Raw genomic sequence first — 25,836 nt, 5'->3', positions numbered from 1 at the left:
CATGCACACTCATGACCTGAGTGCCTGGCAGCACGACCACCATTTCGGCGCCGACACCGCCTCCGCCGAGCGCAGCACGCGCCTCGTGATGTGGATCACCGCCGCGATGATGGTCGTCGAGATCGGCGCCGGCTGGTGGTTCAACTCGATGGCGCTGCTGGCCGACGGCTGGCACATGAGCTCGCACGCGCTGGCCATCGGCCTGAGCGCCTTTGCCTATGCGGCCGCGCGACGCTACGCGCGCGACCCGCGCTTTGCCTTCGGCACCTGGAAGATCGAAGTGCTCGGCGGTTTTGCCAGCGCGCTGGTGTTGCTGGGCATCGCGGCGCTGATGGTGGTGGGCTCGCTCGAGCGGCTGTGGTCACCTTCGGCCATTCACTACCCCGAAGCCATCTCGGTCGCGGTGCTGGGGCTGGTGGTCAACCTGGTCTGTGCGCGGTTGCTGGGCGGGGCGCATCACCATCATCACGGGCATGACGATCACCACGCGCATGGCGACCATGGCCACGACCTGAACCTGCGCTCCGCCTACATGCACGTCGTCGCCGATGCCGCCACCTCGGTGCTGGCCATTGCGGCGCTGCTGGGCGGCTGGTTCTACGGCTGGGCCTGGCTCGATCCGGCGATGGGCATCGTCGGCGCGGTGCTGGTGGCGGTCTGGGCCAAGGGGCTGCTGAAGGAAACCGGCAAGGTGCTGCTCGACCGCGAGATGGACCACCCGGTGACGCAAGAGATCCGCGAAGGCGTCGAGACGACGCTGGCCGATTCGGAAACTTGCGTGGCCGATCTGCACGTGTGGCGCGTGGGGCGCGATGCGTACGCCTGTGCGCTCACGGTGGTGACGCATTCGATGACGCTGACGGCCGATCAGGTGCGGGCGTGCTTCTCGATGCACGAGGAAATTCGCCACTCCACGGTGGAAATCCAGCGCTGCGTCGACTAGCTTCTTGTTCTTCCCGCAGGCCGCGTGTGCCGCACGATCAGAATCTGCGCCGCGTAGTAGGTCGCCAGCACCCACAGCGACGCCAGCGGCAGCGGTGACACGAAGCGGTTCGTTGCCAGCAGCGAGTCGCTCAGCATGAAGAAGCAGGCGCCCACCGCAACCCATAGCGAGGCAGGGTCCGCGCTTCGTAGCACGGCGGCCCGCCCGATGGCCTGTGCCGCCATGCAGGCGATCACGATCACATAGACGCCGACCGGCACCCGCAGGGCGACGGGCAGCCCACCTTGCCAGAGAAACGCGTACATCCCCGCGCCAATCAGCAGCGTCGCCGCGAGCACGCCGCGGCGCGGAAACAGGCCGACCCCGATGCGGAACAGCGCGATGTAGGCCAGGTGCGCCAGCAGGAAGCACACGAGCCCGGGCACGAACAGCTTGGCCGATCCCATCAGCAGCACGTCGCCGGCCAGCGATGCCACCAGGCCCGTCAGCAGCAGCCCGTCGAAGGTCGTTACGGCACCGGCCGCCATCGCCCGCCGCGCGGCGAAGAAGATCGCGATCGACAGGGCCAGCGGCTTGAAGACGAGGTGCAGCCAGCCGATGCCCAGCGCCGCGCTCGCCGTGGCCAGGGCCGCTGCCTCGATCAGCAGCACCTCGGTCATCGACAACCGCCCCTGCAGCACGCCGCCGATGGCCCACAGGCTCGCCGTCAGCGCGGCCAGCCAGACGGCGGCCTGCGGCAGCGGCATGGTGTCGGAGAACCACAGGAAGAATATGGCCCCCGCCAGCATCAGCATGAACTGCACGCCCGCGAACCACTGCACGGCCCGGCTCACCACCGGTTCGTAGCGCGTCACCGTTGAAATGTCGAAGGCGGGCTTTGGAAATCGCGCTGCCACGTCGGCCGGCCGCCAGCCCGGCGGCTTGAACCACACGCGCAGCTTGTCGGCCCAGCTGCGCGCATGCCATGAATCCTTCGCCAGCGCCCAGTACACCTCGGCGTTGGCCCACAGCGGGTCCCAGCTGCGCAGCTCGCCGCGCGTGCCGTAGACGCAGCGTTCGTCTTCCTCGCGGAAGCTGCCGAACATCCGGTCCCACACGATCAGGATGCCGCCGTAGTTGCGGTCGAGGTACTTGTCGTTCACCGCGTGGTGCACGCGGTGGTTCGAGGGCGAGCAGAACCAGCGGTCGAACCAGCCCAGCTTGCCCACCTGCTCGGTGTGCACCCAGAACTGGTAGAGCAGGTCGACCAGAGCCACCACGCCGAACACCAGCGGCGGCACGCCCGCCACCGCCATCGGCAGATAGAACACCCAGCCCAGCAGTGCGCCGCTCGATGTCTGCCGCAACGCGGTCGACAGGTTGTAGTGCTGGCTCTGGTGATGCACCACGTGCGCCGCCCACAGGATGGCCGACTCGTGGCCCATTCGGTGCAGCCAGTAGTAGCAGAAGTCGTAGAACACCAGCGCCAGCAGCCAGCCGTACCACGTCGTCCAGAAGTCGCGCGCTGCCTCTTGCGGAAACAGCGCCACTACCGAATACGCGGCCGTGTAGATGCCGATGCGCAGCAGCCCCGTGAGCACTGCGCTGATCTGGCTCAGCATGCCCAGGCCGATGCTGTTCACCGCGTCGGCGAGGCGGTAGGTGTCATGCCCCGTGCCGCGTCGCGCGCGCACGCGGCCGACTGCGAATTCGATCGCGATCAGCAGGAAGAAAACGGGAGTTGCGAGAACGATGATCTGGCCAGGACGCATCGCGCGATTGTGGCGTTGCCGTCGGGCCACAAGTCACCGGGATGTCACGGAGGCGCCATCGTATGGTCACGTGGCGGTGGGAGCCTACCCGTCCATGCAACGCGACGACGCCTTCCTTCGTGCATGGCACGACACCGCGACCCGGGCCCTCGACCCCGAGGACGATGATCGCGTACGTCCACCCCTGCAATTCCGCACCCTCTGGATCTCCGACCTGCACCTGGGCACGCCCGGCTGCCAGGCTCGTGCGCTGCTCGACTTCCTGAAGCACACCGAGTGCGAGACCCTGTTCCTGGTCGGCGACATCATCGACGGCTGGCAGCTCAAGCGCCACTGGTACTGGCCGCAGGCGCACAACGACGTGATCCAGAAGCTGCTGCGCAAGGCGCGCAAGGGCACGCGCGTGATCTTCATTCCGGGCAACCACGACGAGTTCGCCCGCAAGTACCTGCATCACAACTTCGGCGGCATCGACGTGGCCGAAGAATGGATCCACGAGACGGCCGACGGCCGCAAGCTCTGGATCATCCACGGCGACCTGTTCGACGGCGTCATCCAGTGCGCCAAGTGGCTCGCCTACGTGGGCGATTCGCTCTACGAGTTCACGCTCAAGCTCAACCGCCATCTGAACTCGCTGCGTGCGCGCATGGGGCTGCCGTACTGGTCGCTGTCGAAGTACCTCAAGGGCAAGGTCAAGCGCGCGGTGAGCTACGTGGGCGACTTCGAAGTGGCCGTGGCCCGCGAAGCCCGCAAGCGCGGCGCACAGGGCGTGGTCTGCGGGCACATCCACCATGCCGAGATGCGTGACATCGACGGCATCCTCTATTGCAACGATGGCGACTGGGTCGAGAGCCTGACGGCACTGGCCGAGCATGCCGACGGCACGCTGGAAATCATCGACTGGGCGCAGCACATGCCCGTGCCGACGAAGGCGACGCCGCAGCGCGAAGCCGTCGCGGCCTGAGCCCGTCCGGGCAGGCCGGTCAGCCCTTGCGGCCGGGGTCGTTCGTCGTATGGCCGAGTTGCTCGCGCCAGGCGTCGTAATGCCGAAGCATGCTCTTGCTCATTTCGTCCATCCATAGCCACCAGGCCAGTGCGAAATTCTCGGGGCCATCGGGCTCCGGTGACGTCTGGAAAAGGCTGGCGGGCGGTTCCGGCAGTTCGTAATCGCACAGCCGCTCGACGCTGCTGTGCGGGAAGCCGGGAATGACAGTGCTCACTGCTGTGCTCCTTCGAGGGCGGCGCGTTCTCGGGCGCCCGGAACAACTCCCGCACGCATTGGAGCAGGAACCGGGACGCCGACGTATCGGATTATCCCGAATGAAAACAAAAGACTACGGAAGACGGTGGCTTTCGAGGCGCCATGCCGCGCGTGGCCGCGTTCGTCCGATCCGACGATGCCGCCGGGCCTCCGGGGGCCTCACACTCGGCCGGTGTTATTCCGACAGCAGGAGACGACAAACACCATGGCCTGGGCATTCACGGCGGCGGAGACCGCATTCCGCGACGAGGTTCGAGGCTTCCTGGCGCGTGAGCTGACGCCCGAACTGCGTGCCGCGGGCCGGCGCTGCTCCGGCATCTTCACCGACTACGAATACGGCAACCGCTGGCACCGTGTGCTGGCAAAGCGCGGCTGGAGCGTGCCGAGCTGGCCGGTCGAGCACGGCGGCACCGGCTGGACGCCGATGCAGCACTATCTCTTCGCGGCCGAGCTTGCCGCCGCCGATGCGCCACCGCGCGCACCCATGGGGCCGGGCATGGTCGCGCCGGTGATCATCGCCTTTGGCACCGAGGCGCAGAAGCGCGCGTGGCTGCCCGGCATCCGATCGGGCGAGGACTACTGGTGCCAGGGCTACTCGGAGCCGCAGTCGGGCTCCGACCTGGCCTCGCTTCAGTGCAAGGCGGTACGCGACGGCGACCACTACGTCATCAACGGCACCAAGATCTGGACCACCCACGCGCAGTACGCCAACCGCATGTTCTGCCTTGTGCGCACCACCTCGGGCGGCAAACCGCAGCAGGGCATCAGCTTCCTGTGCTTCGACATTCCGGCGCCGGGCATCACCGTCCGGCCGATCATCAGCATCTCGGGCGACCACGAGCTCAACCAGGTGTTCTTCGACGACGTGCGCGTGCCGGCCGACGGGCTCATCGGCGAAGAGAACCAGGGCTGGACCATCGCCAAGTACCTGCTGCAGCACGAGCGCGGCGGCGCATGGGCGCCGATGCTGCGCGCGCGCCTGCGCCGGCTAACTACCGCGGCAGATGCAGCCTTTTCAGCTTCAGGCGGCGACGCACACGAAGCCGACGACATGGCCCTGCGCCTGGCCGAAGCCGAGTGCGCCATCGACGCCCTCGAGGCCACCGAGCTGCAATCGCTGCGCGCGCAGGCCCGCGGCGAGCAGCCGGGCATCCGCCCGTCGATGGGCAAGGTGCTGGGCTCCGAGCTGCGCCAGCGGCTGACCGAGCTCGGCGTGGAAATCGCCGCCCACTACGCCGCCGTCGACCTGCCGCTGGACGACGGCCTGCAAGGCGAGCCGCCGATTCCCGAAGACGCCGTGTTCTCGATGTCGGCCTACCTCAACGACCGTGCGGCTTCCATCTACGCGGGCTCCAACGAGGTGCAACGCAACATCGTCGCGGCCCACTTGCTGGCGAACTGAGGTCCTTCCATGAGCACCCTCACCGAGCAGGACGAAACCCTCGCGATGCTGCGCGACAGCCTCGCGCGCTACCTCGACGACAACCACGGCTTCGAGCAGCGCCTGTACGCGCTGCGCAAGGCCGACGATGCGCCTCCGCCGTTCTGGCAGGGCCTGGCCAGCGAGCTCGACCTGCTGGGCGCGGCGCTGCCCGAGTCGCAGGGCGGCCTCGGCGGCGGCATGGCCGCCCACCTCGCGATGATGGAAACGCTGGGCGGCGCACTCGCTGCCGAGCCGTACCTGTCGACGATGGTGATCGGCGCGGGCCTGCTGCAGCGCCACCCCGGCGCGCAGGCCGATGCGCTGCTGAAACGCATCGTCGCCGGGCAGGCCGTGCTCGCCTTCGCGCACGGCGAGCCGCAGAGCCGGCACGACCGCGCCGATGTGCAGACCGAACTCGCGCGCGACGGCGGCGGCTTTCGCCTGAACGGCCGCAAGGCCGTGGTGCACGCCGCGCCATGGGCCAGCCACTTCATCGTGAGCGCGCGCAGCGGCGCCGGTCTCTCGCTGCTCGTCGTGCCCAAGGAAACAGCCGGCGTGCGCCTGCGCGCCTACCCAACCCGCGACGGCGGCCGCGCCGCCGACATCGTCTTCGACGACGTGCGCCTGCCCGCTGAAGCGCTGCTCGGAGCCGAGGGCAGCGCGTTGCCGCAGATCGAGCGGGCGCTCGACGAAGCCACGCTCGCGGTCTGCGCCGAGTCCATCGGCGTCATGCGCCGCCTGATGAGCGACACGCTCGACTACGTACGCCAGCGCAAGCAGTTCGGCGTGCCGATCTCCAGCTTCCAGGTGCTGCAGCACCGCCTGGCCGACATGCACATGGCGCTGGAGCAGGCCGCCGCGCTCACTGCGAGCGTCGGCGAGCACGTCGACACAGCCGACCACAACGAGCGCGCCCGTGCCGTGTCTTCCACCAAGGTCGCAGCCGCCAAGGCCTGCAAAGCCGTGGGGCAGGGCGCGGTGCAGCTGCACGGCGGCATGGGCATGACGGAGGAACTGGCGGTCGGCCACTACGTGCGCCGCGCCACGCTCATCGAAGGCCAGTTCGGCCCGCCCGCGTGGCATTTGCGCCGCGTGGCGAAGCTGCGCCCGGCCGCAACGTAGACATCGGGGGCCCGCATTCGTCGCTTTGGACGATGCAGCCCCGCCGCCCCCGAGCCAAGATGCCTCCACACACAGGAGACAGACCATGGCAGGTCCATTGCAAGGCCTTCGGGTGATCGAGATGGCGGGCATCGGCCCCGGGCCCTTCTGCGCGATGCTGTTCGCCGACATGGGCGCGGAGGTGGTCCGCATCGAGCGCCCCGGCACGCGCACCGCGCCGCACGACATCCTCGCGCGCGGGCGCAGCACGCTGCAGGTCGACCTGCGCGCGGAAGGCGCGGCGCAATCCGTGCTCGACGCCATCGCCAAGGCCGACGTGCTCATCGAGGGCTTTCGCCCCGGCGTGATGGAGCGCCTGGGCCTCGGCCCCGCCGAATGCCATGCGCGCAACCCGCGGCTGGTCTATGGCCGCATGACAGGCTGGGGCCAGCACGGCCCGCTGGCGCATGCCGCAGGCCATGACATCAACTACATCGCGATCAGCGGCGCGCTGCACGCCATCGGCCGCGCGGGCGAGCCGCCGGTGCCGCCGCTCAACTACGTGGGCGACTTCGGTGGCGGCGCGATGCTGCTGGCCTTCGGCATCCTCGCCGCACTGCACGAGGCGAAGAATTCCGGTCAGGGCCAGGTGGTCGATGCCGCCATGACCGATGGCGCGGCACTGCTGTCGGCCATGATGTACGGATTCAAGTCGGCTGGCCAGTGGAGCAACCAGCGCGGCGAGAACATGCTCGACGGCGGCGCGCACTTCTACGATACCTACGCGTGTGCCGACGGCAAGTACGTGGCCGTCGGCGCCATCGAGCCGCAGTTCTATGCGCTCATGCGCGAGCGCTGCGGCATCGCCGACGACCCCGCCTTCGACGCACAGATGGACGCCGACCGCTGGCCGCTGCTCAAGCTGCGCATGGCCGACGTGTTCCGCACCCGCACGCGCGACGAGTGGTGCGTGCTGCTCGAAGGCAGCGACGCCTGCTTCGCGCCCGTGCTCGACTGGGACGAGGCCCCGGAGCATCCGCACAACGTGGCGCGCGGCACCTTCGCCAACGTGGGCGGCGTGGTGCAGCCCGCGCCCGCGCCGCGCTTCAGCCGCACCGCGCCCGTGGTGCCCCCGGCCACGGCGCGCGACGACGGCCTCACCATGCTGCGCCGCTGGGGCGTGGCGGCGGATGCCATCGCACCCCTGTGCGGCGCCTGAAGGAGCCCCGCATGTTCCTCACCCAACCCCTGCTCAAAGGCCGCCGCGAAAACGCCAAAGCCACCGCCGTGGTCTGCGGCAACACGCGCCTGGACTTCGGCGCCTTCACCGACCGCGTCGCGCGCCTGGGCGCCGTGCTGAAGCAGCTCGGCATGGCGCGTGGCGACCGCGTCGGCATGATGAGCCTCAACTCGCACCGCTTCGTCGAATACTTCTTCGGCGCCTGGTGGGGCGGCGGCGTCATCAACCCGGTCAACATCCGCTGGAATCCGAAGGAGGTCGCGTACTCGCTCGACGACTGCGACACCCGCATCCTGCTGGTCGACGACCTCTTCGCGCCCATGGTGCCCGCGCTGCGCCAGCTGTCGAAGTCGCTGCGCACCGTGGTGTATTGCGGCGACGGTGCCGTGCCCGAGGGCATGGCCGGCTACGAGGCGCTGCTGGCGCAAGCGCAGCCCATCGACGACGCACCGCACAGCGGCGACGAGCTCGCGGCCATCATGTACACGGGCGGCACTACTGGCCAGCCCAAGGGCGTGATGCTCACGCACGGCAGCCTGTGCATCAATGCGCTGGGCACGGTGGCGGCATTGCCGCGCGACACGCACGACGCGGCCGCCATCGTCGCGGCGCCCATGTTCCACGTGGCCGGCTGCGGCGTGGCGTTGCAGAGCCTGCTGCGGCAGATGCCGGTGCACGTGGTGCCGATGTTCGACGAGCTGGCCGTGCTGCAGACCCTGCAGTCGGCGCGCATCACAGAGATGTTCCTGGTGCCGACCATGATCAAGCGCGTGATCGAGCATCCGCGCTTCGCCGAATTCGACCTGTCCAGCCTGCGCCTGCTGTCGTACGGCGCGGCGCCCATCGACGCGGCACTGCTCGACCAGACCATGCGCGCCTTTCCGGGCACCGCGTTCGCGCAGGTGTACGGCATGACCGAGCTGTCGCCCGTCGTCACCGCGCTGCCGCCGCACTGCCACCTGCCCGGGCCCGACCGCGAGCGCCTGCTGCGCTCGGCGGGCACGCCGATCTCCATTGCCGAAGTGCGCATCGTCGACGGCGAAGACAACGAGCTGCCCCACGGCCAGGTCGGCGAGATCGTCGCGCGCGGCCCCATGGTCATGAAGGGCTACTGGAACAAGCCCGAGCAGACCGAGGCCGCGCTGCGCGGCGGCTGGATGCACACCGGCGACGGCGGCTACATGGACGAGCAGGGCTTCGTGTACGTGGTCGACCGCATGAAGGACATGATCGTGAGCGGCGGCGAGAACGTGTATTCGGCCGAGGTCGAGAACGCCATCGCACAGATGCCGCAAGTGCTGATGTCCGCCGTGATCGGCGTGCCCGACGACAAGTGGGGCGAGCGCGTGCATGCGGTGATCGTGCGGCGCGAAGGCATGGCGCTGGAGGCAGAGGCGGTCATCGCCCACTGCCGTGAGCAGATCGCCGGCTACAAGTGCCCGCGCAGCGTGGAGTTCCGCGACGCGCTGCCGCTCTCGGCGGCCGGCAAGCTGCAGAAGTTCCAGCTGCGCGAACCCTTCTGGGCCGGCAGGGAGCGCCGCGTCGGCTGAGCGCCCGAAGACTGCAAGACAACAAACCAAGGAAGACAACATGTCCATCGATTTCCGCCGCTCCTGGAGCGACGAAGACCTGGAGCTGTACCGCGACAACGTGGTGCGCTTCGTCGAGACCGAAGTGCTCCCGCACGACGAGGAAGCCCGCAAGCGCGGCCACGTGGGGCACGAGGTGTGGCGCAAGGCCGGCGCCCTGGGCCTGCTGTGCGCCGACATTCCCGAGGAATACGGCGGCGCCGGTGGCGACTTCCGCCATGAGGCCGTGGTCTACGAGGAGATGTCGCGCCGCGCGCTCACCGGCATGGCAACTTCGGTGCACGCTATCGTGGCGCATTACTTCCTCAACCACGGCACCGAGGCGCAGAAGCTCCACTACCTGCCGCGCATGGCGCGCGGCGAGCTGGTGGGCGCCATCGCCATGACCGAACCCGGCACGGGCTCCGACCTGCAGGGCGTGCGCACCCGCGCCGAGAAAACGAAGGATGGGAAGGACGGCGGCTACCTCATCAACGGCTCCAAGACCTTCATCACCAACGGCTTTCTCGCCGGCGTGGTGCTGGTGTTGGCCAAGACCGATCCGACGCAAGGCGCCAAGGGCACGTCGATCCTCATCGTCGAGACCGAGGGCTGCAAGGGCTTTCGAGTGGGCCGCGTGCTCGACAAGATCGGCATGAAGGCGCAGGACACCTCCGAGCTTTTCTTCGACGACGTGCGCGTGTCCGCCGATGCTCTGCTGGGCGGCGTGGAAGGGCAGGGCTTTTTCCAGCTCATGAGCGACCTGCCTTACGAGCGCACCATCATCGGCCTGAGCGCGCTGGCCACCATGGAAGGCGCCTACCAGGCCACGCTCGACTACGTGCGCGACCGCAAGGCCTTCGGCAAGCCGATCGCAGAGTTCCAGAACACCAGGTTCAAGCTGGCCGAGATCGCCACGCAGATCAAGGTGGGCCGCGCCTTCATCGACCGCTGCGTGGAAGACCTCGTGGCCGGCAAGCTCGACACCGCCACCGCCTCGATGGCCAAGCTCTGGGGCTCGGAGGCGCAGGGCCGCGTGATCGACGAGTGCCTGCAGTTGTTCGGCGGCTACGGCTTCATGAACGAGTACATGGTGGCGCGCATGTACGCCGACGCCCGGGTGCAGCGCATCTACGGCGGCACCAACGAGATCATGAAGGAAGTGATCGCCAGGGCGCTTTGAGCCGCAGCGTGTTCAGTCAGGACAGCCGCCGGATCTCCGCCCGTGCAATCTCGCGGTGGGGGTACGACGGCGAGAGGCCGATGAACTGCGTGTATTTCTCGCGCGCCGCATCGGTGTGGCCCGCGTCTTCCAGCTCCAGCGCCTCCAGCGTGAACTGGGTGAAGAGCCGGTTGGCATCGTTCTCGCGCGCCGACGCGGCCAGCGACTTGGGCTGCAGTTCGGGTTGCGCGGCGTAGATCTGCCGCTGCACTTCGATCACTTCGATCAGCGCGCGGCCGATGCGCTGGATGTTCTCGTCCACGGGGTCGAGGCCGGTGGCCCGTACATCCGCAGCGGCCTGGTCCAGCAGATGCGAGGCCACGCGCAGCAACTGGTGGAGCTGTTTGTGCGTCGTCATGGGTGGGCCGCTCCGCGCACGCAGCAGCTTTCGGGCTTCGCCGCTTCGGCGAAGCCGGTTTCGTGCAGGGCCCTCATCCGTTGTTCCGCTTGGCGCTGGATGCCGCCGCCCGTGTGCGCGGCTTGCGCTGCGAGGCTGGCTGGGCCGCGGCTTCTTCCTCGGCACGCAGCTTCTCGGCGAGCTGGCTTGTCCGCTCGGCGATGGCCAGGCTCTTGGCCATTTCGGCGCCGTGCACCTTCACCGAGAACGCCTTGCTCACGCTGCCCTTGCCCGTGGTGTAGGTAATGGCCAGCCAGTAGCCGGGATGGCTGGGGTTGGGCGTCTTGAAGTGGACGCCGCTCACGCCGCTGGTGTTGTTGCGCCGGGTGATTTCCGATTTGGAGCGCTTGGCCGTGCGCGGCCCGGGCGGATGGGCCGACAGCCCCATGCGGATCGCCTCTTCGGCCGGATGAATGCGCGCCAGCCCCGTCATGCGCTTGAGCTGCTGCGCGCGCTCCTGGATCGCCAGCGCCTGCGCGTCGTCGCCCAGGTCCGCGACGGAGAAGTCGGTGCGAAGAATCTCGTCGGGCGCGATGTAGGTCTTGGCCATCCACGCCCGCACCCGGCCGCCCGGCGCGAGATGGTGGAACACGCCCGTCACGCCGGTGCTGTTGTTGGTGCGGGGTTTTTCGGCCCGCTCGCGGCGTGCCTGCGGTGGCACGCTGCGCACGATGAAGTCGCGCCAGTCCTGCGCGTGGAGCAGGGCCTGTTCCGCGCCGCCGTAGCTGGCCTTGCCGAACAGCCTGTGATGGCGAACGCCATTGCGAACTATGGAAACCTCGAAACCCCAGGACCTGGAGTAGATGCCGTACATGGCTGCCGGGTTGGGGATACCTTTGGGCATTCTCGACGTGATGCTGCTGCTTTTGCACTCAGTTTTGCTGAGTCTGATGGGCTCCCCGATTCGCTCGTCGCTCATCGGCGCGCGCATTTCGCAGCTATTTTGGCCCAAGCGCCATGACGATTCCGCGGAAGCGGTCATGCCCGGGACAACGCGGGGCACAGCGCCGGGGATGAGGCGTGCGTTTTCGCCGGCCCTTTCACTGCTGCGGCCTCGCCTCGGCGGTGGCCAGGCCGTGCTGCCGAGCGCCTTGCTGGGCGCCCTGCCGGAAGGGAATGGTGAGCGGGTCGTTGGCGGGGGCGGTGTTCGACATCAGCTTCTGCTCGAGCTGGCGCTCGCGCTCCTCGATGGCCAGCAGCTTGGCCTTCTCTGGCCCGTGCTCCTTGATGGAGAAGGCCTTGCTCACGCTGCCCTTGCCCGCGGTGTAGGTGATGGCGAGCCAGTAGCCCGGGTGGCCCGGGTTGGGCGCCTTGAAATGCACGCCGCTCACGCCGCTGGAATTGGTGCTGCGCCTGATCTCGGACTTCGAGCGCTTGGGCGCCAGCAGTTCGGAGTGGGTGGTCGGCGGGCTCTTGCGGATCGTTTCCTCGGCCGGATGCAGCTTCGCCAGCCCGGCCATGCGCTCCAGCTGCCGCTCACGCTCCTCGATGGCCAGCGCCTGCGCGGCCTCGCCCACCAAGTTCACGGGAAAGTCGGTGCGCAGGATCTCGTCCTGCCCGATATAGGTCTTGGCGACCCAGGCGCGCACCCTGCCGCCCGAGGCGACCTGGCAGAACACGCCCGACACGCCGGTGGTGTTGTTGATCCGCAGCTTCTCGGCCCGGGTGCGCCGCGGCACCGGCGGCACGCTGCGCACCACGCCGTCGCGCCAGTTCTGTGCCTGCAGCAGCGCCTGCTCCTCGCCGCCGTAGCTGGCGCGGCCGAACTGCTTGTAGTAGCGCGTGCCATTGCGCACGATCGACACCTCGAAGCCCCAGGCACGAGGGTAGATGCCATACATGGCGGCGGGGTTGGGAATACCTTTGGGCATGGTGGCTTCGGCTTGCGTCGCTCTCTGTTGCTTGCGGTACCGCAGCGTTCGGAAGGCGCGGTTCCTGAGAGGGATGCTAGGGATTGCGAGGCGGCCGGGGTATCACCGGAATCCGTAGTAATCGTGACTGCCGAAGTCACTGTTGAAGCACTAAGTTCTACATTGAGGCCGGACAGGCTGCTACCTGATCACCCCGAGCCTGCGCGCAATGGCCACAGCCTGCGTCCGGCTCTTCGCGTCCAGCTTCATGTTGATGTTGCGCAGGTGCGTGCGCACCGTGCTGTCCGACACGAACAGCTTCTCCGCCATTGCGTTGTTCGAATAGCCCTCGGCCAGCAACTGCAGCACGCGGATTTCCTTGCGCGTCAGCGGCTCCTTCATGGCGTTGTCGCCGGTCGGCACTTCCGCTTCGCCTGTTGCCGCTGGTCCCACGGCGTGCAGCAGCCGCTGCAGATGGTCCGCCAGGATCGGGTCGTTGGTGCTGCCGCTGCGCGCGCCCTCATGCTGCGCCGCCGCATACCGATGCACCAGCATTCCCACGGCCGGCCCCTCGTCGAGGATCAGCCGCATGAATCCTTCCTGGCTTGCCGTCTGCAGCACTTCGCCGAATTCGTCGACGGCGGCGGCCACGTCGCCCACGCGCTGCAGTGCCAGCGCTCGCAGCACCTTGAGCTTGAGCACGCGCCGGTTGCGGGCCGAGGCCAGCGCGGCATGCAGCTCTGCGTCGAGCACGCCCAGCGCCGCACGCGCATCGCCGAAGGTGATCTCCCAGCGTGCCTTGGCCAGCGCGAGGTAGTCGAGGTCGTGCGCCGGCAGGCGTTGCCGCTGCTCGCGCTCCCACAGCGCGGGGTCGTCCGCGCGCAGCAGTTCGTCGTGCGATGCGGGCCCGTTGCCCTGCAGCAGCAGCATGCGCGAGCGCTCCAGCTTGGCGCCCGCCACCACGCGCGGCAACTGCCGGTGGTGGCCCAGGTATTCGAGCTCGGTCAAGGCCTGGAAGGCCGCGTCGATGTCGCCCGCATGGAAGGCGAGGCGCGAGCGCATCACATGGCTCAGGATCATGTGGTCGGGCAGGCCCACGTCGCGCGCCAGCGGCAGGTACACGTTCAGCAGGTGCTCGGCCTGCACGAGCTGGTTGGTCTCGTACACGGCCCCTGCGTACAGCACGCCGGCCCATGCATTGCCGTGGCTGTGGTTGTAGGACACCGCATGCGTCGAATCGACCGCCATGCGCAGCCGCGCGGTGGCCTGCCGCAGGCGGCCTTCGTGCAGGTCGAACAGGCCGGCCAGCGACTCGGTATACATGCGGTTGAAGGTGCTGTTGCCCTGCTCGCGCCGCGCCACGTCCAGCAGGCGCCGCGCCTCCTGCTGGTCGCCGCGCACGGCCAGGATGTGGGACATGGCGTTGAGCAGCACGCTGTCGGCAAAGGCCAGGCCGGTCGGCAGGCGCGCCAGGCTCGGCCGGCCGGCTTCGTAGGCCTCGTCGTGCCGGTCCTGCATGGCCAGCAGCAGGGGCACCAGCGTGTGGGCGCTGGCGCGCACTTCGGCAATGGGGCTGTCGAGGCAACCCGACTGCTCCAGCTGCCGCATCGCGTCCCACGGGCCGTGCGTGAAGCAGGTGGCCCACAGCGAGATGGGCTGCAGGAACGGGTGTTCGCGCAGCTGATGCTCGGGTATGGCCGAGAACCAGCGCGCCAGCATGCGCATGCGGCCCTGTTCGAGGAACTGCGCCGCGTAGCTGTCGAGCAGGGTCAGCGCATACGGGTGGTCGCCGCCTTCGATGGCATGGTCGATGGCGGGCACGGGGCGGTCATGCGCTTCGTACCAGCCCGCCGCCGCGAGGTGCAGGCGCTCCAGTTCGCCGGGCTGCTCGCGCGCCAGCTGCGCGCGCAGGAAGTCGGCAAACAGGCTGTGATAGCGCCATGCATCGCCATCGCCGCTCACGGGCGTGACGAACAGGTTCGACGCGGCCAGCCGTTCGAGAATGGCTGCGCAGTCCACGCGCGGGCACAGCGCCTGGCACACCGACGCGTCCAGCTGCCGCAGGATGCTGGTGCGCAGCAGGAAGTCGCGTATCTCCTGCGGCTGGTGCGCGAGCACGTCTTCGGCCAGGTAGTCGGCCACGGCGCGGTCTGAGCCTGAAAAGCGTTCGACGAAACCGCTCGTGGTGCCATGCCGCTCCAGCGCCATCGACGCGAGCCAGATCGCGGCCACCCAGCCTTCGGTCTTGCGATACAGCTGCGACAGCATGTCGGCCGGCAACGCCTGGGTTGCCTGCGCCTGGCGCAAGCTGAAGAAGGCGCTGGTTTCTTCGAGGCTGAAGCGCAGGCGGTCGGTGTCGATCTCCATCAGCTGGCCGCGCGCGCGCAGCCGCCCCAGGCCCAGGTCGGGCAGGCTGCGCGAGCCGATCACGATCTGCCCGCGTCGCGGCAGGTGCTCGATGATCTCGCGCACCAGCCCCAGCACGGCCGGCTCCTGCACTCTTTCGAAGTCGTCGAGAAACAGCGTGAAGGGCGAGTCGTGGGCGGCCAGCGCAGCCACGGCATCGAAGGGCGCATTGGCGAGCGGCTCTTCCACACCCAGGCGCTGCACGGCCTCGGCCAGGCATGCGAGAAAGCGCGAGACGTCGTTGTCGGCGCGGTCCAGCGTGAGCCACGCGGTGGCAATGCCCTGCGCCTCCATGCGCTCGCGGATCTGCGCCATGGCCGTCGTCTTGCCGAAACCGGCCGGCGCCCGCACGAGCACCAGCTTCACGGCTGCCGAGGCGATCTCCTCGCTGATAGCGGTGCGCAGCACCTGCGTGGCGACGAAGGCCGGGGGGTTGAGCTTGGTTTCGAGAATCCGGGGTGTGGGGGACTGCATGCGGTGCTGCTGAAATCCCGTCGTTTCCGACGATGTGTGCGGCTGATTCTGCTTCCTAAACTGGCTGTGGACAAACCCGTCAAGACACCTCAAGGACACCAGCAGATGCAACTCGATTCCAGCATTGCAGCCGTCGTCACCGGCGGCGCCTCGGGGCTCGGCGCCGCCACCGCGCGCCGCCTCGCCAGCCACGGCGTGAAGGTCGCGCTGTTCGATCTCAACGCCGGGCAGGGCGAAGCCTTGGCCAAAGAGCTGGGCGGCGTCTTCTGCAAGGTCGACGTCACATCCGAAGAGCAGGTCGATGCGGCGTTCGCCAGGGCACGCGCGGCGCACGGGCAGGAGCGCGTGCTCGTCAACTGCGCCGGCACCGGCAACGCGGTGAAGACCGCGAGCCGCGACAAGGCCACGGGCGAGATCAAGCACTTTCCGCTCGCGAATTTCGACCGCATCATCCAGATCAACCTGGTCGGCACCTTCCGCTGCATTGCCAAGTCGGCGGCCGGCATGCTCACGCTCGACATGCTGCAGGACGGCGAGCGCGGCGCCATCGTCAACACCGCCTCGGTGGCCGCGCAGGACGGCCAGATGGGCCAGGCCGCCTACACCGCGTCGAAGGCCGGTATCGTCGGCATGACGCTGCCGATCGCGCGCGACCTCATGAGCGAGGGCATCCGCGTGAACACCATCCTGCCGGGCATCTTCGACACGCCGCTGCTGCAGGGCGCGCCCGACAACGTGAAGGCCGCGCTGGCGGCGTCGGTGCCGTTTCCGAAGCGGCTGGGCAACCCGGCGGAGTACGCGACGCTGGCGGAGCTGATGATCACCAACGGGTATTTCAACGGCGAAAGCGTGAGGCTCGACGGCGCTATCCGCATGGCGCCGCGCTGAGCGGTTCGACCCTCCGCACGCTCGCGCACGGACATACCTCTTATGGGGGATGTGCAGGCGCGCACCTTCCGATTGAATTCGCAGCCAGAGGCAGCATGGCCGGGCGATGCATCGGCCGTACCAGGTGCCACTGGAGGGGAATTCGATGAGCGTTATCGACGAAGAGGTGGCCAAGCGACGCGACGCGCTGGGCGATCCCGCTTTGACAGGTTCGACCCGGAAGTGGGGGCTTGCGCTTTCGGGTGGTGGCATCCGCAGCGCAACTTTCTGCCTCGGCGTCTTCAGCGCGCTCGCGCGGCGAGGGGCGCTGCTGCGCTTCGACCTGATGTCCTCGGTGTCGGGCGGCGGCTATGCAGCCTCCATGCTCGGGCGGCTCTTCAGCAGGGCGCGCAATCGCGCGGATCTCGATCGCATCCAGGACGAAGTCGGCAAGGCCGGATCGAGCTGGTTCATCTGGTGGCTGCGCGCCAACGGTCGCTACCTGATTCCGCGCGGGCCGCTCGACCGCACCTTCGCGGTGGCGCTGTACCTGCGCAACCTGCTCGGCGTGCACGTGGAACTGGGCCTGGTGTCCGTGCTGGCGGGGCTCGCGCTTGCAGCGCTGAATCTGGTGGCCTGGTGGGGCATGGCGGAAGTGGGGTACCTGCCCGGCATCGCGGGCTACTTCCAGTGGCTGGCCGAGTGGCTGCCGTCGTGGACCCCGGTGGTCTGGCTGGCGCTGCCGGTGGTCGGAGTGTTCGTGCTGGTCCATGCGTCGGCTTATTGGGCCGTGCCGTGGGTGGCGGCCACGCGCCAGCAAGGCGGCGTCTGGAGGATCTGCCTGGCCGTGCTGGTCGCGAGTGCCCTGCTGCTCGGGCTGGGCCTGACATTCGGAGATGTCCGCAGCGAGACCGGCGACGATCTCAGGAACTTTCTCTGGAGCGGTTTCGGCGTGCTGATCGCCGTCTGGTTCTTTGCCGTGCGCCTGGCGGACGGCGTGTTGACGGAGTCCGAAGACCGCGGCACGCACCAGCCGCAGTCCGACAAGGCGCGCAACCTCCTGACGAACAAGCTCGCCTTCAGTTTTCGCGTGCTGATCGTCGTGCTGGCGATCGGTCTGGCCGATCGGCTCGCATGGCATGTGGCGTTCCAGCAGATCGGGCTGGCGAGTGCGGGCATTTATCTCGCGATGGCAGCGGCAGTGTTGCGTGCGGTGCTGCCGCTGGCGTCGAACCTGGTGCCGGGGCGGTCGACGTCGAAGGCCCTCATGGCCATTGCGCATCTGCTGGGCTATTTGCTGGCCTTCCTGCTGTTCGCGTGGTGGGTGTCGCTGGTGTACAAGGCCGTGCTGGGCGGGCTGTTCGTGCCGCGCCAGGACCTGGCTTTTTCCGATGCATGGCGCATCTGGGGGCTGCTGCTGGTGCCGGTCGTGAGCTATCTCTGGTGCACGGGCAAGACGCCGGCGTTCCTGAACCTCTCGTCGCTGCATGCCTTCTACCGGGCACGGCTGATCCGCAGCTATCTGGGTGCGGCCAACGCGCAGCGTTTCGGCCAGCCTTCGGCGCAGGGCGCGTACGGGGTTCTGGGGGCGTTGGACTCCGTGCCGGCCGTGTTCCCGCCAAACCTGGACACCGCTTCGGTCAACACGATCGTTGCGGACGATGACGCCGATCTTGCGCACTACAAGCCGCAGGCCCCTGGAGGACCGGTCCACCTGCTCAACGTGTGCCTCAACCAGACCAAGGACCCGAGGGGGCAGCTCTTCAACCAGGACCGCCGTGGCCTGTCGTTGACCGTGGCGTCAGGCGGCTTCATGCGGGTGGGGCAGGAAGAGTGGAAAGAGTTGAAAGGCAGCGACACGCCGATGACGCTCGGCAGCTGGATGGCGGTGTCGGGTGCCGCCGTGGCACCGGGCCTGGGCAAGCTCACGCGTGGCGGAGTGGCTGCGCTGCTCGTGTTCGCGGGCGTGCGGCTGGGCTACTGGTGGCGCCAGCCGGAGAAAGACAGGAAGCATTGGTCGGATTTCCTGACCAAGTCGTGGGGCCTGATGCGCGAGACGCTGGCGATCTTCGAGGGCAAGGAAGGCCGCGACTGGTTCATGACCGATGGCGGGCATTTCGAGAACACCGGCGCCTACGCGTTGCTCTCGGAACGCGCGGAAGTCATCGTCGTGGTGGATTGCGGAGCCGACCCCGACTACACCTTCGGCGATGTCGAAAACCTGGTGCGCAAGGCACGCATCGACTTGCAGGCCGACATCGAGTTCCTGCGGCCCCGGCGGGCATTGCCGGGCGAGGTTCCGCGCGGGCTGGCGTCGGAGCCCCCGGGCTTCTACGGTGCGCTGCACGCATTCGGCTCGCTGCAGGAGCTGGCCTCGAACGCGAGCAATGCCTGCCTGGCGGTGGCCCGGATCAATTACTCCGACAGGGACGGGGTTGTGGAGGTGGGGCCGAAGCTGAAGCGGGAGCGCGGAATCCTGCTGATCGTCAAGCCGAACATGTGCAAGGGCCTGCCCATCGATCTTCAGAACTTCAAGCGGGCAGCGCCAACCTTTCCCCAGGAAACGACCGCCGACCAGTTCTTCTCGGAAGCGCAATGGGAGAGCTACTTCCGGCTCGGGCAGGTCCTGGCGCAGGACCTGAGCCCGGCATTCATCGAGGCTCTGCGCGCGGACTGCGTCAAGAACGAGCCGGCGCATTTCGTGCCGGACGACTGCTCGGTGGCTCTGTCGGGCGCTGCGCTGAACGGCGACGAGAAAGCGGCGCGCGGGCGCATCATCGGCAGCGTGGGCGCAACGGCGGTGGGTGCGTCGATCGGGCTGGGCGCGGCGGCGACGCTGGGGGTGTCCGCCTGGCAGGCGATCGACAGTGTGAAGGTGGGGAGCGCCAGCCGCGTGGACAGGGAGCGCAAGGCGCTCGATGAACTGAGCGATCTCTGGAGCAAGCTGCCTGCGGCTCTTCCTGCGAATGCGAGGCCGACGCAGGTCGCTCCCCAGCTCGAGGCGCTGGCCAGCGAACTTCTCAAGACTGCGGATACGCTGTGCCCGGCTGGCGAGGTGGACTGGTTCAAGCGCTCCGAGCTGGCCAGGCGCATCTATGCCGACACCCTCAGCGAGTGCCGCAAGGTGGTGCCCTATGTCTTTTCTCGCGCTTGCAAGGGGCTTGTGGAGGCAGAGCATCCGGAGGCGCAGAGCAGGCTTGCCGTCTGCCTCAAGCAGGAGCCGGGCAAGACCTCCAAGGAGCCGCTGCCGCGCTATTGGGGCTATGACTATTCGGCCGTGGCGCCGCTCGATGGCATGCACCTTTGCAGTCCATTCCGCGCCGAATTGCTTAAAGCCCGCAATCGGTATCTGGCTGATTACGGAGAGGCCGACGATCAAAGCGCTTCGCTGTCCGGGAAGGATGCAGGAGCGCCGGAGTCGAACGACCTTGGCGCGCGACGCGCATGCCCCAAGGTAGAGGCGACGCCAGCCGGGGCCCCGCCGCCGGCAGTTTCTCCTGCCGCGATTCCACCAGCACCAGCTGCGTCGTCGCCCGCATCTGCCGCATCGTCGCCTTCTGTTGCACCACCAGCGCCAGTCGCTCCCGCTGCGACGCCTCGCAGCGAGGCCGCGAGGAGCGAGTCCTGCAAGGGCGAGAGGGTCTACATCCAGATTTACGACGGCAGCCAGAGAGACAGCGTACGTACCTATCGTGAGCGTTGGCAGCAAATAGGTGCCAGCGTGCCGCCGATCGAAGACGTCACGGAGTCGGCGCGCAAGAACAACCTCCCGCCGCCGAGGCAGGTGAGCCAGCCCACGGTGCGCTATCACGACAAGGCGTCGATCGGTTGTGCCTACGCGCTGCTTCGCGAGGTGGGCTATCCCAATTGGCTCGTGGAGCAGCTGTCCCCCCGACTCAAGCCGAGCAATCGCACCGTCGAGGTCTGGATTCCGACCTCGGCGTCACTTCCCGCCAAGTAGGGGACGGAAAGCGGGAGTCCAAAATCGTCCGTTCCGACGACGCTGCGCCGCGGCACGGGGCCAACAATTCTCCAAACCCCAGATCCCATTGGAGAACTCCCCATGCCCGAAGCCTTCATCGTCGCCGCCGCACGTACCGCCGGAGGCCGTCGCAACGGCCGCCTTGCCGGCTGGCACCCGGCCGATCTCGCCGCGCAGGTGCTCAACGCTCTGGTGGAGCGCACCGATGCCGACCCGGCACTGGTCGAGGACGTCATCATGGGCTGCGTCGACCAGGCCGGCGAGCAGTCTTCCAACATCGCGCGCAACGCGGTGCTGGCGTCGAAGCTGCCTGAATCCGTGCCGGCTACTTCGGTCGACCGCCAGTGCGGCTCGTCGCAGCAGGCGCTGCATTTCGCGGCGCAGGCCGTGATGTCGGGCAGCATGGACATCGTGATCGCCGCCGGCGTGGAAAGCATGACGCGCGTGCCGATGGGCATGCCCAGCACGCTGCCGCTGAAGAATGGCCTGGGCTTCTACGTGAGCCCGCTCATGGCCAGGCGCTACCCCGACATCCAGTTCAGCCAGTTCACCGGCGCCGAGATGATCGCCAGGAACTACGGCATCGAGAAAGACGAGCTCGACCGCTACGCATTCGAAAGCCACAAGCGCGCCATTGCCGCCACCCAGGCCGGCCTTTTCGAGCGCGAGATCGTGCCGATTGCGGTGCGCATGGCCGACGGCACCGAGCCCGGCGAACTGCACACCACCGACGAGGGCATCCGCTACGACGCCACGCTGGAGAGCATCGCGGCCGTCAAGCTCATTGCCGAAGGTGGGCGCTGCACCGCCGCCACCGCCAGCCAGATCTGCGACGGCGCGAGCGGCCTGATGGTGGTGAACGAGCGCGGCCTGAAGACGCTGGGCGTGAAGCCGCTTGCGCGCATCCACCACATGAGCGTGATGGGGCACGACCCGGTGATCATGCTGGAGGCACCGCTGCCCGCTACGCAGCGTGCACTGAAGAAGGCGGGCATGAAGATCGAGGACATCGACCTGTACGAAGTCAACGAGGCCTTCGCACCGGTGCCGCTGGCCTGGCTGCAGGCGCTGGGCGCCGACCCGGCCCGGCTGAACGTGAACGGCGGCGCGATCGCGCTGGGCCATCCGCTGGGCGCCTCGGGCACCAAGCTGATGACCACGCTGGTCCACGCGCTCGGCCAGCGCGGCAAGCGCTACGGCCTGCAGACCATGTGCGAGGGCGGCGGCATGGCCAACGTGACCATCGTCGAGCGGCTCTGAGCGCAGCGCGCCCGCGCTGCGGGGCGCCCGGATCGGCGATGCCAACATAATCGGGCCCCATGGGCGCCCTGCCAGCCATCCTCGATCCTCGCTCCGTCATCATTCTTGCGGGGCTCATGGGCGTTGTGATGGCGCTGGTGGTGTTCTTCATGCGGCGCAGCTACCCGGCCACCATCCAGGGGCTGGACGAGTGGTCCCAGGCGCCGCTGATGGCGTTCGTGAGCACCATGCTGTTTGCGGCGCGCGGCTTCTTTCCGGACTTCCTCACGATCGTCGTCGCCAACTTCGTGCTGTACCAGGCCTGCATCCTGTACTACGCGGGCAGCCAGAAATTCCTGCTCGGGCGCCGCGACACCCGGGGCTGGACGGTGCTCAACGGCTGCCTGGCGCTGGCCATGTTCTGGTTCAGCAGCGTGAAGCCCGACTTCGAGACCCGCCTGCTGCTCATTACCCTGGCAGTGTCGGCGCTGTTCTTCTTCCACGCCCAGCTGTACATGCGCCACGAGGGCCGGGTGTTCGGCAAGCGGCTGATGATCGGGCTGCTGCTGGCGCAGGCGCTGGTGGCCGGCCTGCGCTTCTTGTCGGTGGTGGCGGGGCTGGCTGGCAGCAGCCTGATGGACGGCACTTGGATCCAGTCGCTCTACATCAGCATGTACTCGTTCACCGTGCTGCTGCTGTCCATCGCCGTCATCCTCATGGCCACCGACCGGGTGCACACCGAGTTCGAATACCTGGCCACGCGCGACCCGCTCACCGGCGCGCTCAACCGGCGCGCGGTGCTGGATGCATGCGGCACCGTGTTCGCCTCGGGCCGCCGGCGCATGGCGCTGCTGATGGTGGACCTGGACCACTTCAAGGACATCAACGACCGCTTCGGCCACCAGATGGGCGACGCGGTGCTGCGCGAGGCCGTCGGCCGCATGCAGCGCGCCATCGGCGACAAGGGCCTGCTCGGGCGCTACGGCGGCGAAGAATTCGTGGTGCTGCTGCCCGACGTGGGCAAGGCCGAGGCGATGGAGATCGCCGCGCGCCTCAAGCAGAACATCGACGAACCGTTCCCGGCCGATTCGCCGATGGCCGCTGTCGGCTCGATGGCGGTGAGCATCGGCGTGGCGGCCAGCGAGAGCGGCACGGGCAGCATTGGCGTCGACGACGTGCTGGCGCTGGCTGATGCTGCGCTGTATCGCGCGAAGGCGATGGGGCGGGATCAGGTGATTGCGGCTGCCTGAGGGTTGTTGTCAGCGCCGCACCGCACCGCTCGCCAGCACGATCCCGGGCACCACCAGCGCCAGGGCCAGCAGCACCGCACCGGTGATCGGTTCGTTCATCCAGGCCGCCGCGCCCAGCGTGGTCAGCACCGGCACCAGCGCCGCCGACAGCGATGCGCGCGGCGCGCCGAGCCGTGCGACGGCCACCATATAGACCACCAGCCCAAGCACTCCTGCACCCACACCTTGCGTCGTGGCCTGCAGCGCGACATCGGGCCATGGCGCGCTGAGCAGCCGCCGCGGTGCGCCGGCGATCGATATCACAGGCAACAGCATCAGCGCCGACCACCCGTTCACGAACGCCGCGCCTTGCCACGGCGTGAGCCCGCAGTGCGCGAACGCGAGCGAATGCACGGCCCACAGCATGGCCGCCGCAAGAAAGAGCAGATCGCCGCGCCAGTCGAGCGAGCCGCCGCGAAAGCTCCCCGCAGCGAACAGTGCCATGCCGATGGCAATGCAGGCCAGCCCGACAAGCCTGAGGCCCTCGACCTTCTGCCTCTTGTGAAGCCATGCGCCGATGGCGGTGAAGAGCGGCAGGCTGCCCGCCATGAAGATGCCCATGTGGCTCGCAGGCGCCCATTGCGCGCCGGCCAGCACCAGCAGTCCGAAGGGCAGGCCGCCGCCGATGACGAGCAGCGCGAGCACCAGCGGCGAGGTCTTCGGCGCGATGCGCTTGCTGCCGAACCACAGCGGCCAGAGCAGCAGCGCCGGAATGCCGTAGCGCATCAGCGCCAGCTCCATCGGCCCGAGCGTGGTGGTCACGCCGTGGCGCGAGACGAGTTGCCAGGCGCTGCCGATGAAGGCTGCGGCCAGCGCGGCGAGCAGGCCTGCAGAAAGGTTGCGATCCATCATCGCGGCGAGTCTCGCGACCGCGCCGCGCGACGGCTATCAAATTCGTGCGCTGCCGGCCAGCACGCGACGGGCTTCGCCCAGCGTCACGCTCACCTCGCGGCGGAACACCGCGCCCAGGTGGCTCTGGCTGCAATAGCCGAGGTCGTGCGCGATGCCCGCGAGGTTGCTGTCGCCATCGACGAGCCGCTCCATGGCTGCTGCGAGCCGCAGGTGCTGGCGGTACTGATGCAGGCTCAGGCCAGTCTGCTGCCGGAAGCTGCGTGCCAGATGGAATGGCGAGCGCGAGACCGCGTCGGCGACTTCGTGCATAGGGAGCTTCACCTCCCGGTCGGCGGTTTCCGCGAGCAGCCGTTTCGCGCGCATGACCGCGCCCGTCAGCGGCAACTGCCGGCGCGACGTGCCGAGTTCATCGACCAGTGAAGCGATGGCATCCGCACCTGCATCGCCTGCACGCAGTTGTCGCTGTGCCGCGTGAACTCGGTACAGCGACCGTGGTGAAAGCAGGCAGAACACCGGCGCCGCATCTGCGCAAGACGGCCGGTGTCGGCTCACGACCATGCTGTGTCGGGCCGCGTGTGCCACCGGCCGCAACTGATAGACCATGGCGTCGCAGAACTGCATGGCGGTGAGCCCGTCGACCAGCCAGGTGCCGTCGCCTGTGCGCACATCGAGCACCGTGCGGCCCACCGGGAAGATGATGCGCCGCGATTCCAGCGTGTAGGGGCTGCTCCAGTCAGGCCCCTGGTGCGCGTGGGAGCGCACGTGCTCGACCGTGAACTCGTGTCCGGTGTAGAGAAGGGTGCGTTCCTGTGGCATGACTGGATGGCCGTCGACTACTTTTCGCCCCAGCGCCAGCGCGGCGGCTCGCCCTTGATCCAGCAGACGGCGACAAGCGCGATGGTCAGGACCATGAGGGCCGCGAAGAACAGCAGGGGTTCCCGTTCGGGGCGGATGGACAACACAGCCGTCACCACCAGCAGGCCGTACACGGCCATCACCGCCCAGCCTTGCCAGCAGTTGGGCAGGCCCCAGCCCCAGCCGTAGCGCTTGGCGGGAAACCAGTAGGGCTGCTTTTGCATCACGTCTCCTTGTCGATTTGCCGGATTCTGTCCGCTCTGCCTGAAGGGATGCTGAGCCCCGGCCTCACGCAAATGGGTAAGGCCCTTGCATCTTCCCGATGTGGCTCACATGGCTCACCATGCCGTGCGCTTCGTTCCACAGGTGCAGCATGCAGCCGGGCCGGCCCATGAAGGAGGCCGGAGCCGCATCGGCGGCCAGCTGCAGCGCGATCTCGGTCGTGCTGCTCGGGCATGAACACACGACCGTGCCTGCCCAGCGCCGCAGCATGGTGCGGTGCACGTGGCCGCACAGCACCAGCTCGATGTTGGAGGCGCTGCGCACGATGGCTTCGAGCGGCGCCGTGTCCATGTAGCGGTACGTATCCATGTAGGGAATGCCGCTCATGAAGGGCGGGTGATGCAACATCAGCAGTGTTGGCTTGATGCGATCGGTTTCGAGCGTGCGCTGCAGCCACGCCAATCCTTGCGCATCGATGCCGCCATGGTGAAGCCCGGGAATGCACGAGTCCAGCGCCACGATGCGCACCGCATGGTCGTCGATGCAGTAGTGCAGCGCGCCTTCGGCCGGCAGGTACGCGTGGTCCGCGAAGGCTGCACGAAAGTTCTCGCGGTGATCGTGGTTGCCGGGAATCACGAGGTACGGAAACGTCAGCTTCGCGAGCAGGTGCCGCACCTGTGCGTATTCCTCTGGCTTGCCTTCGTCGACGAGGTCGCCGGTCAGCAGCACCAGGTCGGGCTTGCGGTCGAGCCCGTGCAGGTGGTCGATGGCTTCCTCGAACATGCGGTTCGAGTCGGCCACGCCCTGGTAGAGCTGGCCTGCGGGGCGGATGTGGGGGTCGGAGATCTGTGCGATGAGCATGCCGCATCATCAAGCACGATCCGTTCCCTCCGG

At 68.0% G+C, this 25,836-nt stretch carries 21 protein-coding genes; 11 read left to right on the top strand and 10 right to left on the bottom strand.

Annotation, left to right across the window (positions count from 1 at the left end):
* Position 1: 1 nt before the first annotated feature.
* On the top strand, positions 2–943 hold the full coding sequence (gene dmeF, locus ACZYSP_RS18810) for a CDF family Co(II)/Ni(II) efflux transporter DmeF (RefSeq protein ID WP_093177337.1): 942 nt from the start codon (positions 2–4) through the stop codon (positions 941–943).
* On the opposite strand, the gene ACZYSP_RS18805 is transcribed toward dmeF, so the two are convergent.
* Entirely contained in the window at positions 940–2,694 is a 1,755-nt protein-coding gene (locus ACZYSP_RS18805; RefSeq protein WP_489015854.1) for a lysoplasmalogenase family protein, read from the bottom strand. The two genes, dmeF and ACZYSP_RS18805, sit on opposite strands and share 4 nt — an antisense overlap.
* A gap of 94 nt (positions 2,695–2,788) precedes the next feature.
* Between ACZYSP_RS18805 and ACZYSP_RS18800 the strand changes: the two genes are divergently transcribed.
* Positions 2,789–3,658: a UDP-2,3-diacylglucosamine diphosphatase gene (locus ACZYSP_RS18800; protein WP_093056679.1), complete on the top strand. Its 870-nt coding sequence runs from the start codon at positions 2,789–2,791 to the stop codon at positions 3,656–3,658.
* Positions 3,659–3,677: 19 nt separating this feature from the next.
* Here the strand turns inward: ACZYSP_RS18800 and ACZYSP_RS18795 are convergent, their stop codons facing one another.
* Positions 3,678–3,914 carry a hypothetical protein gene (locus ACZYSP_RS18795; protein ID WP_093056678.1) on the bottom strand — a complete coding sequence of 79 codons (237 nt, stop codon included), beginning with the start codon at positions 3,912–3,914 and terminating at the stop codon, positions 3,678–3,680.
* A 246-nt stretch (positions 3,915–4,160) separates the two neighbouring features.
* Between ACZYSP_RS18795 and ACZYSP_RS18790 the strand changes: the two genes are divergently transcribed.
* The 5 genes from ACZYSP_RS18790 to ACZYSP_RS18770 all read left to right on the top strand — a co-directional run bounded on the left by ACZYSP_RS18790 (position 4,161) and on the right by ACZYSP_RS18770 (position 10,470).
* Entirely contained in the window at positions 4,161–5,357 is a 1,197-nt protein-coding gene (locus ACZYSP_RS18790) for an acyl-CoA dehydrogenase family protein (RefSeq protein WP_489015851.1), read from the top strand.
* Positions 5,358–5,366: 9 nt separating this feature from the next.
* Positions 5,367–6,500, top strand: coding sequence for an acyl-CoA dehydrogenase family protein (locus tag ACZYSP_RS18785; protein ID WP_489015849.1), 1,134 nt, complete (start codon positions 5,367–5,369; stop codon positions 6,498–6,500).
* Between the two features lie 85 nt (positions 6,501–6,585).
* Positions 6,586–7,698, top strand: coding sequence for a CaiB/BaiF CoA transferase family protein (locus ACZYSP_RS18780; protein WP_489015847.1), 1,113 nt, complete (start codon positions 6,586–6,588; stop codon positions 7,696–7,698).
* 11 nt (positions 7,699–7,709) lie between these two features.
* Complete coding sequence (locus tag ACZYSP_RS18775) at positions 7,710–9,269, top strand: long-chain-fatty-acid--CoA ligase (RefSeq protein ID WP_489015845.1); 1,560 nt, start codon at positions 7,710–7,712, stop codon at positions 9,267–9,269.
* Positions 9,270–9,309: 40 nt separating this feature from the next.
* Positions 9,310–10,470 carry an acyl-CoA dehydrogenase family protein gene (locus ACZYSP_RS18770; protein ID WP_489015843.1) on the top strand — a complete coding sequence of 387 codons (1,161 nt, stop codon included), beginning with the start codon at positions 9,310–9,312 and terminating at the stop codon, positions 10,468–10,470.
* 16 nt (positions 10,471–10,486) lie between these two features.
* Here ACZYSP_RS18770 and ACZYSP_RS18765 read toward each other — a convergent pair whose 3' ends face one another.
* The 4 genes from ACZYSP_RS18765 to ACZYSP_RS18750 form a co-directional block, all read right to left on the bottom strand.
* Complete coding sequence (locus ACZYSP_RS18765) at positions 10,487–10,867, bottom strand: hypothetical protein (protein WP_093056673.1); 381 nt, start codon at positions 10,865–10,867, stop codon at positions 10,487–10,489.
* Between the two features lie 73 nt (positions 10,868–10,940).
* Positions 10,941–11,750 (bottom strand): AP2 domain-containing protein, encoded by an 810-nt coding sequence (locus ACZYSP_RS18760; RefSeq protein ID WP_489015841.1) that lies wholly within the window; start codon positions 11,748–11,750, stop codon positions 10,941–10,943.
* A 196-nt stretch (positions 11,751–11,946) separates the two neighbouring features.
* Positions 11,947–12,777 (bottom strand): AP2 domain-containing protein, encoded by an 831-nt coding sequence (locus ACZYSP_RS18755; RefSeq protein WP_354338636.1) that lies wholly within the window; start codon positions 12,775–12,777, stop codon positions 11,947–11,949.
* A gap of 180 nt (positions 12,778–12,957) precedes the next feature.
* The gene (locus ACZYSP_RS18750; RefSeq protein ID WP_489015838.1) at positions 12,958–15,636 is read right to left on the bottom strand and encodes a winged helix-turn-helix domain-containing protein; all 2,679 of its coding nucleotides are present in this window, start codon (positions 15,634–15,636) and stop codon (positions 12,958–12,960) included.
* Between the two features lie 105 nt (positions 15,637–15,741).
* Here ACZYSP_RS18750 and ACZYSP_RS18745 point away from each other — a divergent pair, with 105 nt between their 5' ends.
* The 4 genes from ACZYSP_RS18745 to ACZYSP_RS18730 all read left to right on the top strand — a co-directional run bounded on the left by ACZYSP_RS18745 (position 15,742) and on the right by ACZYSP_RS18730 (position 22,974).
* The gene (locus ACZYSP_RS18745; RefSeq protein ID WP_489015836.1) at positions 15,742–16,524 is read left to right on the top strand and encodes an SDR family NAD(P)-dependent oxidoreductase; all 783 of its coding nucleotides are present in this window, start codon (positions 15,742–15,744) and stop codon (positions 16,522–16,524) included.
* Positions 16,525–16,669: 145 nt separating this feature from the next.
* Entirely contained in the window at positions 16,670–20,464 is a 3,795-nt protein-coding gene (locus ACZYSP_RS18740; RefSeq protein ID WP_489015834.1) for a patatin-like phospholipase family protein, read from the top strand.
* 102 nt (positions 20,465–20,566) lie between these two features.
* Positions 20,567–21,745, top strand: coding sequence for an acetyl-CoA C-acetyltransferase (locus ACZYSP_RS18735; RefSeq protein WP_489015832.1), 1,179 nt, complete (start codon positions 20,567–20,569; stop codon positions 21,743–21,745).
* Positions 21,746–21,804: 59 nt separating this feature from the next.
* Complete coding sequence (locus ACZYSP_RS18730) at positions 21,805–22,974, top strand: GGDEF domain-containing protein (RefSeq protein WP_489015830.1); 1,170 nt, start codon at positions 21,805–21,807, stop codon at positions 22,972–22,974.
* 9 nt (positions 22,975–22,983) lie between these two features.
* On the opposite strand, the gene ACZYSP_RS18725 is transcribed toward ACZYSP_RS18730, so the two are convergent.
* From ACZYSP_RS18725 to ACZYSP_RS18710, 4 genes are all read right to left on the bottom strand, one after another.
* Positions 22,984–23,865 carry a DMT family transporter gene (locus ACZYSP_RS18725; RefSeq protein WP_489015828.1) on the bottom strand — a complete coding sequence of 294 codons (882 nt, stop codon included), beginning with the start codon at positions 23,863–23,865 and terminating at the stop codon, positions 22,984–22,986.
* Positions 23,866–23,901: 36 nt separating this feature from the next.
* On the bottom strand, positions 23,902–24,681 hold the full coding sequence (locus ACZYSP_RS18720) for a helix-turn-helix domain-containing protein (RefSeq protein WP_489015826.1): 780 nt from the start codon (positions 24,679–24,681) through the stop codon (positions 23,902–23,904).
* A 17-nt stretch (positions 24,682–24,698) separates the two neighbouring features.
* Positions 24,699–24,944, bottom strand: a complete 246-nt coding sequence (locus ACZYSP_RS18715) for a hypothetical protein (protein ID WP_093078442.1) — start codon at positions 24,942–24,944, stop codon at positions 24,699–24,701.
* Positions 24,945–25,008: 64 nt separating this feature from the next.
* Positions 25,009–25,803: a phosphodiesterase gene (locus ACZYSP_RS18710; protein ID WP_489015823.1), complete on the bottom strand. Its 795-nt coding sequence runs from the start codon at positions 25,801–25,803 to the stop codon at positions 25,009–25,011.
* Positions 25,804–25,836 lie beyond the last annotated feature (33 nt).

The sequence above is a fragment of the Variovorax sp. F042 genome (assembly GCF_057814215.1).
The sequence above is the reverse complement of the archived record's forward strand: the minus strand, read 5'-3'. Positions and strand labels throughout refer to the sequence as shown.

Bases quoted from the DNA above. Each gene is read 5' to 3' on its own strand.
- ACZYSP_RS18735 (WP_489015832.1), top strand. From the start codon at position 20,567: ATGCCCGAAGCCTTCATCGTCGCCGCCGCACGTACCGCCGGAGGCCGT.
- ACZYSP_RS18745 (WP_489015836.1), top strand. From the start codon at position 15,742: ATGCAACTCGATTCCAGCATTGCAGCCGTCGTCACCGGCGGCGCCTCG.
- ACZYSP_RS18770 (WP_489015843.1), top strand. From the start codon at position 9,310: ATGTCCATCGATTTCCGCCGCTCCTGGAGCGACGAAGACCTGGAGCTG.
- ACZYSP_RS18780 (WP_489015847.1), top strand. From the start codon at position 6,586: ATGGCAGGTCCATTGCAAGGCCTTCGGGTGATCGAGATGGCGGGCATC.
- ACZYSP_RS18785 (WP_489015849.1), top strand. From the start codon at position 5,367: ATGAGCACCCTCACCGAGCAGGACGAAACCCTCGCGATGCTGCGCGAC.
- ACZYSP_RS18740 (WP_489015834.1), top strand. From the start codon at position 16,670: ATGAGCGTTATCGACGAAGAGGTGGCCAAGCGACGCGACGCGCTGGGC.
- dmeF (WP_093177337.1), top strand. From the start codon at position 2: ATGCACACTCATGACCTGAGTGCCTGGCAGCACGACCACCATTTCGGC.
- ACZYSP_RS18715 (WP_093078442.1), bottom strand. From the start codon at position 24,944: ATGCAAAAGCAGCCCTACTGGTTTCCCGCCAAGCGCTACGGCTGGGGC.
- ACZYSP_RS18775 (WP_489015845.1), top strand. From the start codon at position 7,710: ATGTTCCTCACCCAACCCCTGCTCAAAGGCCGCCGCGAAAACGCCAAA.
- ACZYSP_RS18720 (WP_489015826.1), bottom strand. From the start codon at position 24,681: ATGCCACAGGAACGCACCCTTCTCTACACCGGACACGAGTTCACGGTC.
- ACZYSP_RS18790 (WP_489015851.1), top strand. From the start codon at position 4,161: ATGGCCTGGGCATTCACGGCGGCGGAGACCGCATTCCGCGACGAGGTT.
- ACZYSP_RS18730 (WP_489015830.1), top strand. From the start codon at position 21,805: ATGGGCGCCCTGCCAGCCATCCTCGATCCTCGCTCCGTCATCATTCTT.
- ACZYSP_RS18805 (WP_489015854.1), bottom strand. From the start codon at position 2,694: ATGCGTCCTGGCCAGATCATCGTTCTCGCAACTCCCGTTTTCTTCCTG.
- ACZYSP_RS18765 (WP_093056673.1), bottom strand. From the start codon at position 10,867: ATGACGACGCACAAACAGCTCCACCAGTTGCTGCGCGTGGCCTCGCAT.
- ACZYSP_RS18755 (WP_354338636.1), bottom strand. From the start codon at position 12,777: ATGCCCAAAGGTATTCCCAACCCCGCCGCCATGTATGGCATCTACCCT.
- ACZYSP_RS18710 (WP_489015823.1), bottom strand. From the start codon at position 25,803: ATGCTCATCGCACAGATCTCCGACCCCCACATCCGCCCCGCAGGCCAG.
- ACZYSP_RS18800 (WP_093056679.1), top strand. From the start codon at position 2,789: ATGCAACGCGACGACGCCTTCCTTCGTGCATGGCACGACACCGCGACC.
- ACZYSP_RS18760 (WP_489015841.1), bottom strand. From the start codon at position 11,750: ATGCCCAAAGGTATCCCCAACCCGGCAGCCATGTACGGCATCTACTCC.
- ACZYSP_RS18750 (WP_489015838.1), bottom strand. From the start codon at position 15,636: ATGCAGTCCCCCACACCCCGGATTCTCGAAACCAAGCTCAACCCCCCG.
- ACZYSP_RS18725 (WP_489015828.1), bottom strand. From the start codon at position 23,865: ATGATGGATCGCAACCTTTCTGCAGGCCTGCTCGCCGCGCTGGCCGCA.